12 protein-coding genes are annotated in these 16,529 nt (G+C 72.6%); 8 read left to right on the top strand and 4 right to left on the bottom strand.

Features of this window, described 5'->3' with window-relative positions:
• Positions 1 to 37: 37 nt before the first annotated feature.
• The 5 genes from Q3W71_RS24055 to polA all read left to right on the top strand — a co-directional run bounded on the left by Q3W71_RS24055 (position 38) and on the right by polA (position 6,626).
• Positions 38 to 1,021 carry a branched-chain amino acid ABC transporter permease gene (locus Q3W71_RS24055; RefSeq protein ID WP_302921698.1) on the top strand — a complete coding sequence of 328 codons (984 nt, stop codon included), beginning with the start codon at positions 38 to 40 and terminating at the stop codon, positions 1,019 to 1,021.
• Positions 1,018 to 2,175: a branched-chain amino acid ABC transporter permease gene (locus Q3W71_RS24060; RefSeq protein ID WP_302921700.1), complete on the top strand. Its 1,158-nt coding sequence runs from the start codon at positions 1,018 to 1,020 to the stop codon at positions 2,173 to 2,175. The genes Q3W71_RS24055 and Q3W71_RS24060 overlap by 4 nt, the downstream gene beginning before the upstream one ends.
• Positions 2,168 to 3,106, top strand: a complete 939-nt coding sequence (locus Q3W71_RS24065) for an ABC transporter ATP-binding protein (protein ID WP_302921702.1) — start codon at positions 2,168 to 2,170, stop codon at positions 3,104 to 3,106. The genes Q3W71_RS24060 and Q3W71_RS24065 overlap by 8 nt, the downstream gene beginning before the upstream one ends.
• Positions 3,093 to 3,806: an ABC transporter ATP-binding protein gene (locus tag Q3W71_RS24070; RefSeq protein WP_302921703.1), complete on the top strand. Its 714-nt coding sequence runs from the start codon at positions 3,093 to 3,095 to the stop codon at positions 3,804 to 3,806. The genes Q3W71_RS24065 and Q3W71_RS24070 overlap by 14 nt, the downstream gene beginning before the upstream one ends.
• A 120-nt stretch (positions 3,807 to 3,926) precedes the next feature.
• Positions 3,927 to 6,626, top strand: a complete 2,700-nt coding sequence (gene polA / locus Q3W71_RS24075) for a DNA polymerase I (RefSeq protein WP_302921705.1) — start codon at positions 3,927 to 3,929, stop codon at positions 6,624 to 6,626.
• A 36-nt stretch (positions 6,627 to 6,662) separates the two neighbouring features.
• On the opposite strand, the gene Q3W71_RS24080 is transcribed toward polA, so the two are convergent.
• From Q3W71_RS24080 to Q3W71_RS24090, 3 genes are read right to left on the bottom strand one after another with little or no spacing between them, the layout of a single operon-like run.
• Entirely contained in the window at positions 6,663 to 7,091 is a 429-nt protein-coding gene (locus tag Q3W71_RS24080; protein WP_302921706.1) for a DUF3140 domain-containing protein, read from the bottom strand.
• Entirely contained in the window at positions 7,078 to 7,299 is a 222-nt protein-coding gene (locus tag Q3W71_RS24085) for a DUF2945 domain-containing protein (protein ID WP_302921708.1), read from the bottom strand. Before Q3W71_RS24085 ends, Q3W71_RS24080 begins: the two co-directional genes overlap by 14 nt.
• Before the next feature lie 39 nt (positions 7,300 to 7,338).
• Positions 7,339 to 8,151, bottom strand: coding sequence for a class I SAM-dependent methyltransferase (locus Q3W71_RS24090; RefSeq protein ID WP_302921709.1), 813 nt, complete (start codon positions 8,149 to 8,151; stop codon positions 7,339 to 7,341).
• Positions 8,152 to 8,599: 448 nt separating this feature from the next.
• On the opposite strand from Q3W71_RS24090, the gene rpsA reads away from it, so the two are divergent.
• Positions 8,600 to 10,090 carry a 30S ribosomal protein S1 gene (rpsA, locus tag Q3W71_RS24095; RefSeq protein WP_302921710.1) on the top strand — a complete coding sequence of 497 codons (1,491 nt, stop codon included), beginning with the start codon at positions 8,600 to 8,602 and terminating at the stop codon, positions 10,088 to 10,090.
• Between the two features lie 487 nt (positions 10,091 to 10,577).
• On the top strand, positions 10,578 to 11,759 hold the full coding sequence (gene coaE / locus Q3W71_RS24100; RefSeq protein WP_302921711.1) for a dephospho-CoA kinase: 1,182 nt from the start codon (positions 10,578 to 10,580) through the stop codon (positions 11,757 to 11,759).
• 124 nt (positions 11,760 to 11,883) lie between these two features.
• Here coaE and Q3W71_RS24105 read toward each other — a convergent pair whose 3' ends face one another.
• Complete coding sequence (locus Q3W71_RS24105) at positions 11,884 to 13,455, bottom strand: hypothetical protein (protein ID WP_302921712.1); 1,572 nt, start codon at positions 13,453 to 13,455, stop codon at positions 11,884 to 11,886.
• A gap of 955 nt (positions 13,456 to 14,410) precedes the next feature.
• On the opposite strand from Q3W71_RS24105, the gene uvrB reads away from it, so the two are divergent.
• Positions 14,411 to 16,522 carry an excinuclease ABC subunit UvrB gene (gene uvrB / locus Q3W71_RS24110; protein ID WP_302921713.1) on the top strand — a complete coding sequence of 704 codons (2,112 nt, stop codon included), beginning with the start codon at positions 14,411 to 14,413 and terminating at the stop codon, positions 16,520 to 16,522.
• Positions 16,523 to 16,529 lie beyond the last annotated feature (7 nt).

Consider the following 16,529-nt stretch of genomic DNA (forward strand, 5'->3'; position numbering starts at 1 on the left):
TGTTCGCCCCGGCCGTACTCGATGCAAGGAGACCCCGGTGAATTTCGACGAACTATTCGGCCATCTCGGCCAGCACACCGTCGACGGGTTGTCCAAGGGGGCGATCTACGCCCTGATCGCCCTGGGCTACACGCTCGTCTACGGCGTCCTGCGCCTGATCAACTTTGCCCACTCCGAGGTTTTCATGGTCGGCACCTTCGCGGTGCTGGGCGTGTGGACCGCGTTCGGGGTGCAGAACAACCCGCCGATCGGGCAGGCGGTGCTCTTCCTGGTGCTCGGTCTGGTGGCCGCGGCGGTCGCCTCCGGTGGCACCGCACTGGCGATCGAACGGATCGCCTACCGCCCCCTGCGGCGCAAGAACGCGCCGCCGCTGATCTTCCTGATCACCGCGATCGGGCTCTCGCTGGTGCTGGTCGAGGTCTTCGGCCTGCTGCTGCCGGACATCGCCGGTGGCGCGCTGCCGACGATGTTCGGTCGGGCCCGGCAGATCGTCGGTATGCCAACGATCATCCAGCAGGAGACGCTCTTCACCATCGGCGGCACGGCGATCACCAACATCCAGTTGATCGTGTTCATCTCCGCCGTGGTGATGATGGCGGCGCTGGACTGGTTCATCAACCGCACCCGCTACGGCCGGGGCGTGCGGGCGGTGGCGCAGAACCCGGAGACGGCGGCCCTGATGGGCGTCAACCAGGAGCGCGTGATCATGCTGATCTTCGTGCTCGGCGGCATCATGGCCGGCGCCGCGGCGCTGCTGTGGAGCATGCGGTTCGGCTTCACCCAGAACAGCATCGGCTTCGTGCTGGGTCTGAAGGCGTTCACCGCGGCGGTGCTCGGCGGTATCGGCAACCTGCGGGGCGCGCTGGTGGGCGGCCTCTTCCTCGGCATCGTCGAGGTCTACGGCGCCACCCTGTTCGCCTCCAACTGGGAGGACGTCATCGCCTTCGTGGTGCTGATCGTGGTGCTGATGTTCCGTCCGACCGGCCTGCTGGGTGAGTCGCTCGGGAGGGCCCGCGCATGATTGACAAGATTCGTGCCGCGGACCGCCGCCGGGTCAGCCTGCTGACCTCCGTCGGCGACCGCGTCCGGGCGCTGCCGCGCTGGCAGCAGGCGATCGGGCTGGCCGCCCTGGTGGCGTTCCTCTACTACCTGCCGCTGCTCGGCATTCCGGGTCTGACCTGGCTGCGTACCGACTCGATCGCCGGTGGCAACAACTGGGCCGGTGTGCTGTTCGTCTGCGCCATCTACGTGCTGGTCGCCATCGGCCTGAACGTGGTGGTGGGTCTGGCCGGCCTGCTCGACCTCGGCTACATCGGCTTCTTCGCCATCGGTGCGTACAGCGTGGCGCTGTTCGGCTCGGTGAACTCGCCGGTGGTCAAGTGGATCCAGCAGGAGTTCGACCTGCCGCCGACCTGGGCGGTGACCTGGGCCATCTGCCTGTTCATCGCGCTGGTGCTGACGCTGATCTCCGGCGTGCTGCTGGGCTGGCCGACGCTGCGGCTGCGCGGCGACTACCTGGCCATCGTCACGCTCGGCTTCGGCGAGATCATCCGGATCTTCGCGCGGAACGCCACCGGCGTGACCAACGGCCCGCAGGGCATCTCGGCGATCCCCGGTCCGGAGGGTCCGCCCTCGGCGGAGAACGAGATCTTCGGTCTGATCGACGCCAAGCCGTGGTACTGGCTGGCGATCACGATGGTGCTGTTGATGGTCATCGCGGTGCGCCGGCTGGAGCACAGCCGCGTGGGCCGGGCCTGGCTGGCCGTCCGCGAGGACGAGGACGCCGCGGCGGTGATGGGTGTCTACCCGTTCAAGTTCAAGCTGTGGGCGTTCGCCATCGGCGCGGCGCTGGGCGGCCTGTCCGGCTTCCTGTTCGCCAGCCGGAACGCGTTCATCGACCCGACGCAGTTCAACGTGAACCTGTCGATCCTCTTCGTGGCGATGGTCGTGGTCGGTGGCTCCGGCAACATGGTCGGGGTGTCGCTCGGCGCGGTGCTGCTGGCCTACCTCCCGGAGCGGTTCCGGGAGATCGCCGACTACCGGTGGCTGGCCTTCGGCCTGGCCATGGTGCTGGTGATGATCCTGCGTCCGCAGGGTCTGATCCCCAGCCGGCGGCGGGCCCGGGAGTTGAAGGACCGCGCGGCGGAGGCAGAGGAGGCGCCCGCTCATGTCTGACCAGACCACCACGGCGGCGCCGAAGATCCCGACCCAGGCCGGGCCGCGGCCCGTGCTGCTCGAGGTCGACAACGTCACGCTGCGCTTCGGCGGCGTGGTCGCCCTCGACGGGATCAACTTCCAGATCAACGAGGGCGAGATCCTCGGCCTGATCGGCCCGAACGGCGCCGGCAAGACCACCACGTTCAACGTGATGACCGGGGTGTACAAGCCGACCTCCGGGGCGGTCCGGTTCCGCGGGCAGCGGGTGACCGGCCGCAAGCCGCACCAGATCAGCCGGATGGGCATCTCCCGGACGTTCCAGAACATCCGGCTCTTTCCGGAGATGACCGCGCTGGAGAACGTCATGGTCGGGACGGACTCCCGGCACAAGACCAGCGTGCCGGGGGCGCTGTTCCGGCTCTACCGGGTGCGCCCGAAGCCGGAGGAGTTGCCGCAGGTCACCGCCGAGTCCGGGATCGTCCGGAGCTGGCAGCAGGTGCGGCGGACGTTCGCCAAGACCTTCGGCCTGTCCCGGCACATCCTGGAGGAGCGGGCGGCCGAGGCCAAGGCGCTGGAGCTGTTGCGCTTCGTCGGCATCGCCGACCGGGCCAACGACGCGGCGCGCAACCTGCCGTACGGCTACCAGCGCCGGTTGGAGATCGCCCGGGCGCTGGCCACCGAGCCGAAGCTGATCTGCCTGGACGAGCCGGCCGCCGGCTTCAACCCGGCCGAGAAGGAGGACCTGCTCGGCCTGATCCGCAGGATCCGTGACCTGGGGCTGACCGTGCTGCTCATCGAGCACGACATGAAGCTGGTCATGGGGGTCACCGACCGGATCGTGGTGCTGGAGTTCGGCCGGAAGATCGCCGACGGCGCGCCGGCCGAGGTCAGCCGGGATCCGAAGGTGATCGCGGCCTACCTGGGGGAGTCCACTGATGACGCTGCTTGAGCTCGAGAACGTCACCGTCGCCTACGGCCGGATCGAGGCGCTGCACGGCATCAGTCTCACCGTCAACGAGGGTGAGGTGGTGGCCCTGATCGGCGCGAACGGCGCCGGCAAGACCACCACCATGCGGGCCATCTCCGGTACCCGCGCGCTCTCCGGCGGGAAGATCACCTTCAACGGGGAGGACATCAGCAAGCTCCGGGCCGACCTGCGGGTGGTCCGGGGGCTGTGCCAGTCCCCGGAGGGGCGGCAGATCTTCCCCGGCATGACGGTGATGGAGAACCTGGACATGGGGGCGTACACCCGACGGGACGCCGCCGGCATCGCCGCCGACCTGGACCGGGTGCTGACGCTGTTCCCGCGGCTGGCCGAGCGGCGCAAGCAGGCCGGTGGCACGCTCTCCGGCGGTGAGCAGCAGATGCTCGCGGTCGGCCGGGCGTTGATGAGCCGGCCGAAGCTGCTGCTGCTGGACGAGCCGTCGATGGGTCTGGCCCCGATGGTGATCCGGCAGATCTTCGACATCATCACGGAGATCAACCAGCAGGGCACCACGATCCTGCTGGTGGAGCAGAACGCCCAGCAGGCGCTGTCCCGGGCGCACCGGGGGTACGTGCTGGAGACCGGTCGGATCGTGAAGGAGGGGTCCGGCCAGGACCTGCTGCACGACCCGGCGGTCAAGGAGGCGTACCTCGGCGTGGCCTGACCGCGTCGTACCGCCGGCGGCCGTCCGTCCCCGAGGGGGCGGGCGGCCGCCGGCGCTTTTCCGCCCGGGCCCGGTGCCGCCGGGTCGGGGTTGTCGGTCGTACGGACTAGAGTCGCCTCCGTGACAGCTACGACGCCGCGCCTGCTCCTCGTCGACGGACACTCCCTGGCATACCGGGCCTTCTTCGCCCTGCCGGTGGAAAACTTCTCCACCACGACGGGTCAGCCGACCAACGCGGTCTACGGCTTCACCTCGATGCTGATCAACGTGCTCCGCGACGAGCAGCCCACCCACATCGTCGTCGCCTTCGACGTCTCCCGCCGCTCCTTCCGCACCGAGAAGTACGCCGAGTACAAGGCCGGCCGCAGCGAGACCCCGACCGACTTCAAGGGCCAGGTCAGCCTGGTCAAGGAGGTGCTGGCGGCGCTGCGCATCCCGGTGGTGGAGAAGGAGGGCTACGAGGCCGACGACGTCATCGCCACGCTCGCCTGCCAGGCCCGCGACCAGGGCATGTCGGTGCTGATCACCACCGGCGACCGCGACGCGTTCCAGCTCGTCGGCGACAGCATCACCGTGCTCTACCCGCGCAAGGGCGTCTCCGACCTGGCCCGGATGGACCCGGCCGCGGTCGAGGCGAAGTACGGCGTGCCCCCGGAGCGCTACCGCGACCTGGCCGCGCTGGTCGGCGAGACCAGCGACAACCTGCCCGGCGTCCCCGGTGTCGGCCCGAAGACGGCGGCGAAGTGGATCACCGCGTACGGCGGGGTGGAGGGCGTCGTCGCCCGGGCCGACGAGATCAAGGGCAAGGCCGGCGACAGCCTGCGCGAGCGGCTCGCCGACGTGATCCGCAACTACGAGATCAACTGCCTGGTCTCCGACCTGGAGCTGCCGCTGCGCCCGGAGGACGCCCGCTGGGCCGGCTGGGACCGCGAGGCGGTGCACCAGGTCTTCGACACCCTGGAGTTCCGGATCCTGCGCGACCGGCTCTACCAGTACCTCGAGGCGGTGGAGCCGGAGGCCGAGGCCGGGTTCGACCTGGCCGGCGAGGTGCTCACCGAGCCGGGCGCGCTGACCCGGTGGCTGGGCGCGCACGCGCCGGCCGGCACCCCGGTCGGCGTGGCGGTCACCCTCGACACCGGCCCCAACCGGCGGCACACCGCCACGGTGACCGCCCTGGCGCTGGCCACCGCCGCCGGGGCGGCGGCCTGGGTCGACCCGGCCCGGCTGGACGCCGGCGACGAGGCGGCGCTCGCCGGCTGGCTGGCCGACGCCGAGCGGCCCAAGGTGCTGCACGACAGCAAGCCGGCAGTGCTCGCGTTCGCGGCGCACGGCTGGTCGCTGGAGGGCATCGTCCGCGACACCCAGATCGCGGCCTACCTGGCCCGCCCCGACCAGCGCTCCTACGACCTGACCGACCTGGCGCTGCGCTACCTGCACCGCGAGCTGCGGGTCGACGCGCCCGACGACGGCCAGCTCACCCTCGACGGTCTGGGCAACGAGGGCGAGGTCGAGCAGAACCTGATGCTCCAGGCCCGGGCCACCCTCGACCTGGCCGACGCGATCGACGCCGAGCTGTCCCGCGACGGCGAGCAGTCGGCCCGGCTGATGGCCGGGGTCGAGCTGCCGCTGATGCGGGTGCTGGCCGGCATGGAGCGCACCGGCATCGCCGCCGACACGCACTACCTGTCGGAGCTGGAGGCGCACTTCGCGGCCGAGGTGAAGGCCGCCGCGCAGGGCGCGTACGCGGCGGTCGGGCGGGAGTTCAACCTGGGCTCGCCCAAGCAGCTGCAGGAGATCCTCTTCGGTGAGCTGGGGCTGCCCAAGACCAAGAAGATCAAGACGGGCTACACCACCGACGCCGACGCCCTGCAGTGGCTCTACGCGCAGAACCCGCACCCGGTGCTGGCGCACCTGCTGCGCCACCGCGACGTGGCCAAGCTGAAGTCCACGGTTGACGGGCTGCTCAAGTCGGTCTCCGACGACGGCCGGATCCACACCACCTTCAACCAGACGGTGGCGGCCACCGGCCGGCTCTCCTCGACCGAGCCCAACCTGCAGAACATCCCGATCCGCACCGAGGAGGGGCGGCGGATCCGGCGCGCCTTCGTGGTGGGCGAGGGCTACGAGTGCCTGCTCACCGCCGACTACAGCCAGATCGAGATGCGGATCATGGCGCACCTGTCGTCGGACGACGCGCTGATCGAGGCGTTCAACTCCGGGGCCGACTTCCACGCCGCCACCGCGTCGTCGGTGTTCGGGGTGCCGGTCGCCGAGGTCACCGCCGACCAGCGGCGCAAGATCAAGGCGATGAACTACGGCCTGGCGTACGGGCTGAGCGCGTTCGGCCTCTCCCAGCAGCTCGGGATCAGCACCGAGGAGGCGCGCGGGCTGATGGAGAACTACTTCGCCGGTTTCGGCGGGGTACGCGACTACCTGCACGAGGTGGTGGCCCGGGCCCGCCACGACGGCTACACCTCCACCATCCTGGGCCGCCGGCGCTACCTGCCCGACCTGGTCAGCGACAACCGGCAGCGCCGCGAGATCGCCGAGCGGATGGCGCTCAACGCCCCGATCCAGGGCTCCGCGGCCGACATCATCAAGGTCGCCATGCTGCACGTGGAGACCGCGCTGCGCGAGGCCGGGCTGCGCTCGCGGATGCTGCTGCAGGTGCACGACGAACTGGTCTTCGAGGTCGCCCCCGGCGAGCGGGAGGCGCTGGAGACACTCGTGCGGCGCGAGATGGGCGGGGCCTACCCGCTGTCGGTGCCGCTGGAGGTGTCGGTCGGCGAGGGCCGCGACTGGAACAGCGCCGACCACTGACCCGCCGCGTCCGCCGGGCACCCGCCCGGCGGACGATCAGCGGCCCGGTCCCCGGCGCGCCTCCGGCGGTTTGCCGCGCCGTTCCAGGGCCTGCCGGGACCGGCCGCCGGGCGCCGGCAGCGGGGCCTTGAGAGGGTCGTGGCCCCAGTTCATCAGCGAGTACCGCCAGCGGGTCCGCCGTACGTCGCCGCTGGGCCGCTGCGCCATGTGCCGCCGGACGTACCCGACCACCTTGCGCATGTGCCGGTAGTCGGTCTCGGAGAGCTCACCGCGCTTGCGGCGCAGCAGGTCGATGATCCGGCGGCCCGACTCGTGCCCCACCGACTCGCCGCCCTTGCTGCCCTTGCGCCACCCGACGTGCTTGGACTCGTCGGTCTCCAGCCACGACTTCAGCTCGCCGGGCTTCATGTTCACCGCCTCGGTGAACTCCCGGTACGTCTGCTGCGGGTCCTCACTTCGGCTCACGGCGCAGCACCTCCGGTCGGTGGGCGACGTCCCGGCCCGAGTCGTCGTTGCGGATCCGGTACTGCGGGTGCTCCGGGGACGCGTTGACGGCGTGCCCGCGCACGTGCGTCCGGTCGATGAGTTTCTCCTTCACCACGCCGTACGCCCGGCCGCTGTGACTGGCCCAGGAGACGTGGTCGCCCTCGCGGAATTCCCTCTTCTCGGCCATACGCCCTGGCTACCCGGCGCCGGTGGGCGGAAACGGCGGCTACCGGCGCGCGGGCTTCTCGGCCACGAAGATCGCGGTGCCCGGGAAGAGCCGGCCGCGCAGCGGGCTCCACTGCCCCCAGATCCCCTCGTGCCCCTCCGGCCACTCCGGTTCCACCAGGTCGACCAGGCGGAACCCGGCGCCGACCAGCTCGCGGATCCGATCGCCGAGGGTGCGGTGCTGCTCGACGTAGGTGGCCGTGCCGGTCTCGTCCTGCTCCACGTAGGGGGAGCGGTCGAAGTACGAGTGCACGGCGGTCAGCCCGCCCTCGCCCGGGTCGTCCAGGAAGATCCACCGCATCGGGTGGGTGACCGAGAACACCCAGCGGCCACCGGGGCGCAACACCCGGAACACCTCGCGCATCACCGCCGCCGAGTCGGTCACGAACGGGATCGCGCCGAACGCCGTGCAGGCGGTGTCGAACGCCTCGGCGCCGAAGGGCAGCGCCAGCGCGTCGGCCTGCACCAGCGGCACCCGTACGCCGGTGCGGGCGGCGGCGCGCGCGGCGTGGCGCAACATGCCGGCGGAGAGGTCCAGGGCGACCGGCCGGGCACCCTGGCTGGCCAGCCAGCGGGCCGCCGCGGCCGCCCCGCAGCCCAGCTCCAGCACCCGCCGTCCGGCCAGCTCGCCCAGCAGCCCGACGTCGGCCTCGCGCACCCCTTCCGGGCACCAGACGAAGTCGACGTCGCCGAGGAAGCCGCCGTGCTCGGCCTGGTAGTCGTCGGCGTCGGCGTCCCACCAGCGGCGGTTGGCCCGGCGCGCCTCGGCGTCGCCGACCCGGCGGCGGGTCACCCGGCTGTCGTCGTCGTCCACCCGCTCACGCTAGGCCCCGGCGTCAGCCCACCGACGCTCGGGCTCGGGCGCACCGGGGGTGCCGGTGGCCGGACGGTCCGGGCGGGCGGTCCGGGCGGGCGGGGGGCCGGGTCCGGGTGGCCGAGCCCGGCTCCGCCCCGAGGTGGATGGGGCGGCTGTGACGCACGAGACAGTCGAGGTGCTTTCCGGGCGATTTCTCGGCTTTCGCAGGTCACCAGGCGGCGAGGAGACGGGAGGGCTTGCACGCTGTGGTAATGCGCACGGTAGGCTAGACGATGCGCTCGCGGATCGTGTGCCTCGGCAGGGAGCAGGTGCGCGGTCTCCGGAGCCACATCATGATCTCACTTGGCGATCGTTCGGTGTGCCCGGCGACGGATCCGCTGGCGCGAACAGGTCACCGCGACGCAAGCCTGCGATGACACATCATCCGACCGGAGCAACCGCCCACATGACGAGCAGCATCGAGGCCCCCTCGAGCGCCAACAAGGTCACCGTCGACGACCTCGGCTCCGAGGAAGCTTTCCTCGCCGCGATCGACGAGACCATCAAGTACTTCAACGACGGCGACATTGTCGAAGGCACCGTCGTCAAGGTCGATCGGGACGAGGTCCTGCTCGACATCGGCTACAAGACCGAGGGCGTCATCCCCTCTCGGGAGCTGTCGATCAAGCACGACGTGGACCCGGCCGAGGTGGTTTCGGTCGGCGACCACATCGAGGCCCTTGTCCTCCAGAAGGAGGACAAGGAGGGGCGTCTGATCCTCTCGAAGAAGCGCGCGCAGTACGAGCGGGCGTGGGGCACCATCGAGAAGATCAAGGACGAGGACGGTGTCGTCCGCGGCTCGGTCATCGAGGTGGTCAAGGGTGGCCTCATCCTCGACATCGGGCTGCGCGGCTTCCTGCCCGCCTCCCTGGTCGAGATGCGGCGCGTGCGTGACCTGCAGCCGTACGTCGGCCGCGAGCTCGAGGCCAAGATCATCGAGCTGGACAAGAACCGCAACAACGTGGTCCTGTCCCGCCGGGCCTGGCTGGAGCAGACGCAGTCCGAGGTGCGCACCGAGTTCCTCAACAAGCTGCAGAAGGGCCAGGTCCGCAAGGGCGTCGTGTCCTCGATCGTCAACTTCGGCGCGTTCGTCGACCTCGGCGGCGTGGACGGTCTGGTGCACGTCTCCGAGCTCTCCTGGAAGCACATCGACCACCCGTCCGAGGTCGTCGAGGTGGGCCAGGAGGTCGAGGTCGAGGTCCTGGACGTCGACCTGGACCGCGAGCGGGTCTCGCTGTCGCTGAAGGCGACCCAGGAGGACCCGTGGCGGCAGTTCGCCCGCACCCACGCGATCCAGCAGATCGTGCCGGGTAAGGTCACCAAGCTGGTGCCGTTCGGCGCCTTCGTCCGGGTGGACGACGGCATCGAGGGCCTGGTCCACATCTCCGAGCTGGCCGAGCGCCACGTGGAGATCCCGGAGCAGGTCGTCCAGGTCGGCTCCGAGGTCATGGTCAAGGTCATCGACATCGACCTGGAGCGCCGCCGGATCTCGCTGTCGCTCAAGCAGGCCAACGAGGGCTTCGTCGAGGGCGAGGAGCACTTCGACCCGACCCTCTACGGCATGGCCGCGACCTACGACGCCGAGGGCAACTACATCTACCCGGAGGGCTTCGACCCGGAGACCGGGGAGTGGCTCGAGGGGTACGAGAAGCAGCGCGAGACTTGGGAGCAGCAGTACGCCGAGGCGCGTCAGCGCTGGGAGGCCCACACCAAGCAGGTGCAGACCTCCCGGGCCGCCGACGCCGAGGCCGCTGCCAACCCGGCTCCGGCGGTCAGCGGTGGCGGCGCCACCTCGACCACCCCGGCCCCGAGCCGGCAGGCCGAGGAGCCGGCCGGCACCCTGGCCACCGACGAGGCGCTCGCCGCACTGCGGGAGAAGCTCGCCGGCGGCAAGTGACCCGCTGAACGACGAAGGGCCCCGTCCCCGCGATCCGTGAGATCGCCGGGGGCGGGGCCCTCGCCGTTCCCGCCCGACCCTTAATCCCGTAACCCCGCCGGCCTCGCCGTTCTCGCCCGGCCTGCCAGCCTCCGCTCCCGCCGCCCTTGCCGTTTCTGCCGGGCACGCCGTCGCCGTCCTGGCCCGTCGTTCTCGCCGGGCCGCCGGCGTCCCCGGGTGGTCCGCCGCCTCGCCTGGCCGGCCACTGTCACCCCCGTGCCGGGTTCCGCCTGCGTGATCGTGCCCGATCCTGGATGTAGTGGCCTCGGAGCGTCCTGGAGGCCACTACATCCAGGATGTTGCGCGACCTCGGGGGAGCGCGCCGGTCGGAGCCAGGGTGGTGGGCGGACCCGGGGGCGACGGGCAGGGCGCGGCCGGGGGCGGGGCGGGGAAGGGGCGGTGGGTGCCCTGACTTGGCGGCCTGATCGTGATCAGGTTGACTGGTGCCGTGCTGAGGGTGGGACTGACCGGAGGAATCGGCTCCGGCAAGAGCGCCGTGGCGGCCCGGCTGGCCGAGCGCGGCGCGGTGGTGATCGACTCGGACCGGATCGCCCGGGAGGTGGTCGCTCCGGGGACCGAAGGGCTGGCCGAGATCGTCGCCGCCTTCTCCGAGCGGGTGCTCGACGCCGACGGGGCGCTGGACCGGGCGGCCCTCGGCGCGGTGGTCTTCGCCGACGAGGCGGCCCGCCGCCGGCTGGAGGCGATCACCCACCCCCGGGTCCGGGCGCGTTCCGCCGAACTGGCCGCCGCGGCGGGACCCGACGCGATAGTGGTCAACGACGTACCGCTGCTGGTGGAGGTGGGGTTGGCGCCCACGTACCACCTGGTGGTCGTGGTGGAGACGGCCGTGTCGGTGCGGTTGGAGCGGCTGGCCCGCGACCGGGGGATGGACCGGGCGGAGGCCGAGCGGCGGATCGCCGCGCAGGCCGACGACGACCGCCGCCGGGCCGTGGCGGACGTGCTGCTGAGCAACGACGGCAGCCTGGCCGACCTGCACGCGGCCGTCGACGCCCTCTGGTACGACCGGCTGCTGCCCTTCGCGGCGAACCTGCGCGAGCGGCGGGTGGTCCGGCCGGCGCGGGTCGAGCTGTCCGAGGCGGACCCCACCTGGCCGCGCCAGTACGCCCGGCTGGCCGCCCGGATCCGGCACGCGCTCGCCCCGGCCGAGCCGCGGATCGACCACATCGGGTCCACCGCCGTGCCGGGACTCGCCGCCAAGGACGTGATCGACATCCAACTCGCCGTGCCGACCCTCGCCGACGCCGACGGGGCGTTCGCCGAGCGGCTGGCCGAGGCGGGCTTCCCGCGGGTGCCCGGCGAGTGGTGGGACAACCCGCGTCCGCCCGGCAGCGGCCGGTGGCCCAAGCGGCTGCACGGTAGCGCCGACCCGGCCCGCCCGGTCCACCTGCACATCCGCGAGGTGGACTCGCCCGGCTGGCGGTACGCCCTGCTGATGCGCGACCACCTGCGCGCCGACCCGGACCAGCGGGCGGCGTACCTGCAGGTGAAGCGCGACCTGGCGGCCGCCGCGCCGGACAGCGCCACCTACAGCACCGCGAAGGACCCCTGGTTCGACGAGGAGCACCTGCGGGCCGAGGCCTGGGCCCAGCAGACCGGGTGGCGGCCCTGACGGCACCTCCCCGGTCCGCCCCGCAACGCACCCCGACCACGGCGCACCCCCGACGGCACCCGCGCCGGCCTGACCGGGTGCGGTCGCTCGCCGGCGCCCGTCCGGGGCAGCGGCACGTGGGTGCTCAGCGGTCGGCGGCGCGGGTGCGGCCCGGGGCGGGGGCGGTCCACCCGGGCACCGGGGCGGGCGTCAGGTCGAGCTGGGCCCAGGCGCCCGGCCGGGTCCGCAGCTCCAGCCGGCGCAGCAGCCCGGACCGGTCGATCCAGTAGCGCAGCAGGGTCCGGGAGGTGCGTACCTCGATCACGTCCACGGTCCGGCCGTCCAGGCTGTCGCCCCGCACCCGTACCGCGTCGCCGCGCTGGCCGGTCGGGCCACCGGCCCGCAGCGCCGCGTCGACCAGCAGGTCGAGGTCGTCGGCCCGGGCCGGGCCGGCGCGCCAGCCGCCGGTCGGCGACGGCAGCGGCGGCCGGCCGGGTTTCTCGGCGGGGCCGGGCACCGCGGTGGCCGGCAGGTCCGCCCGGGCGGTGCCGGCGGGGCCGTGGTGCAGCAGCGTCCGGCGGTCCGGCCGGTTCAGGTCGGCGACCGTCAGGTACGCGCTGCGCCGGGCCCAGCTCAGCCAGCCGATGCCGCGCAGGTTCGTGTCGGCGCCCACGGGCGCGGTCAGGGTGACGGTGGCGCCGCCCCGGTCGCGCAGCCGGCCCGCGAGGCGGTCCAGCCGGTCCTGTTCGGCGGCGGTGAGTGCCCGGGGCAGACCCGGCCGTCCGCCCAGCGCGTCGACCGGGCGCAGGGTGGGCCGGTTGGTCCGGTTCAGTTGCACCGTCACCGGGCCGACGCCGCTCAGCCGGGTCTTCAACCGGTGCAGTCGGGCGGACTGGTCGAGCCAGTAGCGCGGGTGCTCGGCGGTGGTGACCCCACCGGGCGCCGGAGCCTGGAGGATGTCCACCGGTTCCGCCCCCACGGTGTCCCGCCCCACCCAGCGTGCGGCGTCGGGGCCGGCCGGTTCGGGTCGGTCGGCGGCGAGGCGGAAGAGCAGGTCGAGCAGGCGGGCGAGGCCGTGCCCGGCGGGCAGGTCGTGCAGCCGCCAGCGGTCCGCCGGGGGTACCAGTGGCGGCGGGGCGGGCGTCGGCACGGCGGTGGGGTCGGGACGCAGCAGCACCACCGTCGGCGTGGCCTGGAGCAGGCCCCGCTCGGCGCCGGCGCCCGGCCCGCCCACGTCCAGGTAGACCAGCGGGCGGGACCAGTCCACCCAGCCGATCAGCTCGGTGCGGGCCGCCCCCTCGCCGGTCGTCACGTGCAGCCCGGACCGCAGGTCCCGGTAGTTGGTGACCCGCATGGCGGCGAGCCGCTCGTGCTCCGCCGCGGTGAGCGTCCGCGGTTGCTCCGGCGGGTCGGGGGCCCAGCTCAGCAGCCCGACGACCAGCGCGGCGGCGGAGACCGTGGCGACCACGGCGAGCGCCAGCAGGGCGGTCCGGCGGCGCCGGACGAGACCCCGGCGCAGGCCGCCCGGGCCGCGCCGGACCCGGTCCGGCCCGCCGTCCAGCACCCGGCGGATCGCCTCCTGGTCCCGGTTCAACAGCCGCCGGGCGGCACCGGGTGTCACGGCGTCGGGCGGCGCGGCGGGAGTGGCGGCCGGGGCGCGACGGCGGCGCGCCGCGCCCCGGCCCGCGGCCCGGGCGGGCCCGGTGCGGCCGGTCACGGGGTCAGGATCCGGACGTGCGGTGCCCGAGGTCACCGCCGCGGCGCGCCCGGTGCGGGTGGGTGCCGGGTCGCGGTGGCGGCGGGCCGCCCACCGGCGCAGCGGCGCCGTCCAGCGACCGGCCGGCTCCGGCGGTACGGGGTCGTCGGGGCCTTGGCCGCCGGACGGATCCCGGGCATCGGGCCTGCCGTCGGCCTCGCGGCTGCCACGTGCCGGTCGTGAGGTCTCCACAGGTAGTTGAACGGGCCGGAGCGGGCCGGGGTGACGAGCCGGCCGGGCCGGCGATCCCGCGCCGGGCTGTGCCGCCGGTCAGGGCTGGGAGGCGGCGGCGACCGGCCAGGGTAGGGGCGGGTGGCCCCCGCGGGTCGGAGACCGGCGGCAGGGCCGCGCTGTCCGCCGTCGGGCCGGGAGGTGGGGTGTCCGGCCAGGGGTGGCCGGGGTGACGGCCGGGGCTGGTGGTCGGGGCGCGGCTGAGGGCGCGGGGCCGGGAGGTGGGGTGTCTGGCCAGGGGCGGCCCGGGCGGCGGCCGGGGCTGGTTGACCACAGGATCGGCAGTCGGGGCGCGGGTGGGGGCCGGGAGGTGGGGTGTCTGGCCAGGGTGGCCCGGGCGACGGCCGGGTCCTGTCGTCCGGGGCACGACTACCCGGCGGATCGGGCGCGGGTGGCGGCCGGGTCCGGCGGGTCGGGGTGACGGGCAGGGGCGCTCGCGGCGGCCGGTCTGCGCGTCACGCGCGACCACTCGGGTGCGCACGCCGGGAGTGCCGGGTGCTGCGACCCCTGTGCCGGCGGCGGGCCGGCTGATGATGCCTGGCCGCCTGCCCGGTCGGCCGCCGCGAGCGGCCTACACGAAGAGCCTAGCCGGGTGAGATGGGCCACACAATGGGAATATCGAAGCCGATCAGGGACCGACCGTAGTCGCGGCGGAGTGTCGGACCCCCGGCGTACCGTTGGGGTCATGGCGCTCGACATTCCCCGACTCGACGGCCGGTTCCAGGTCGTCAGCGAGTTCCAGCCCGCCGGCGACCAGCCGGCCGCGATCGACGAGTTGGAGCGTCGGGTTCGCGGCGGCGACCGCGCCACGGTGCTGCTCGGCGCGACCGGCACCGGCAAGAGCGCCACCACCGCGTGGCTGATCGAGCGGTTGCAGCGGCCGACGCTGGTGCTCGCGCCCAACAAGACGCTCTGCGCGCAGCTGGCCAAGGAGTTCAGCGAGCTGCTGCCGCACAACGCTGTCGAATACTTCGTCTCCTACTACGACTACTACCAGCCCGAGGCCTACATCCCGCAGACCGACACCTACATCGAGAAGGACTCCTCGATCAACGAGGAGGTGGAGCGGCTGCGGCACTCGGCGACCATGTCGCTGCTCACCCGGCGCGACGTGATCGTGGTGGCCACCGTCTCGGCGATCTACGGCCTGGGCACCCCGGAGGAGTACCTCGACCGCGCGGTGCGGGTCGCCGTCGGCCAGGAGCTCGACCGCGACCAGTTGCTCCGCCGCCTGGTCGACATCCAGTACACCCGCAACGACATGGCCTTCAACCGGGGCACGTTCCGGGTCCGCGGCGACACGCTGGAGATCATCCCGGCGTACGAGGAGCTCGCCGTCCGGATCGAGCTCTTCGGCGACGAGGTGGAGAAGCTCTACTACCTCAACCCGCTCACCGGCGACGTGGTCCGCGAGGTCGACCACCTGCTGATCTTCCCCGCCACGCACTACGCTGCCGGGCCGGAGCGGATGGAGCGGGCGATCCGCGACATCGAGACCGAGCTGGGCGAGCGGCTGGCCGAGCTGGAGCGGCAGGGCAAGCTGCTGGAGGCGCAGCGGCTGCGCATGCGCACCACCTACGACATCGAGATGATGCGGCAGGTCGGCTTCTGCTCCGGCATCGAGAACTACTCGATGCACATCGACGGGCGGCTGCCCGGCAGCCCGCCGCACTGCCTGCTCGACTACTTCCCCGACGACTTCCTCACCGTGGTCGACGAGTCGCACGTGACCATCCCGCAGATCGGCGGCATGTACGAGGGCGACGCGTCCCGCAAGCGGATGCTCATCGACCACGGCTTCCGGCTGCCCAGCGCGGCCGACAACCGGCCGCTGCGGTTCGACGAGTTCCTGGAGCGGGTCGGCCAGATGGTCTTCCTCTCCGCCACCCCGGGCCCGTGGGAGCTGGAGCAGTCCCAGGGCGAGTTCGTGGAGCAGGTGATCCGCCCGACCGGCCTGATCGACCCGGAGGTCGTCGTCAAGCCGACCAAGGGCCAGATCGACGATCTCATGCACGAGATCAAGCTGCGTACCGAGCGGGACGAGCGGGTGCTGGTCACCACGCTGACCAAGAAGATGGCCGAGGACCTGTCCGACTACCTGCTGGAGAACGGCATCCGGGTGCGCTACCTGCACTCGGAGGTGGACACGCTGCGCCGGGTCGAGCTGCTGCGCGAGCTGCGCAAGGGCGACTACGACGTGCTGGTCGGCATCAACCTGCTGCGGGAGGGTCTCGACCTGCCCGAGGTGTCGCTGGTGGCGATCCTCGACGCCGACAAGGAAGGCTTCCTGCGCAGCGGCCGGTCGCTGATCCAGACCATCGGTCGGGCGGCCCGGAACGTCTCCGGCCAGGTGCACATGTACGCCGACAAGATCACGCCGTCGATGGCGGACGCGATCGAGGAGACCAACCGGCGGCGGGCCAAGCAGATCGCGCACAACGAGGCGCACGGGATCAGCCCGGAGCCGCTGCGCAAGAAGATCCACGACATCCTCGACGACATCTACCGCGAGGCCGAGGACACCGAGCAGAACACCCGGGTCGGCGGCGCGGTGCGGCAGCTCTCCCGGGGCAAGGCGCCGGTCAAGGAGACCCGCAGCCGTGGCCGGGCCGGCGCCGCCGCCCCGGCGCGCGAGGGCATGGCCCGGGCCGAGCTGGCCCAGCTCATCCAGGAGCTGAACGACCAGATGCTGGCCGCCGCGCGGGAGTTGCAGTTCGAGCTGGCCGCCCGGATCCGCGACGAGGTGGCAGACCTGAAGAAGGAACTGCGGGGAATGGACGCCGCCGGCGTGAAGTGACGCCCGG

The organism is Micromonospora sp. C28SCA-DRY-2 (assembly GCF_030519475.1).
Classification (GTDB): domain Bacteria; phylum Actinomycetota; class Actinomycetes; order Mycobacteriales; family Micromonosporaceae; genus Micromonospora.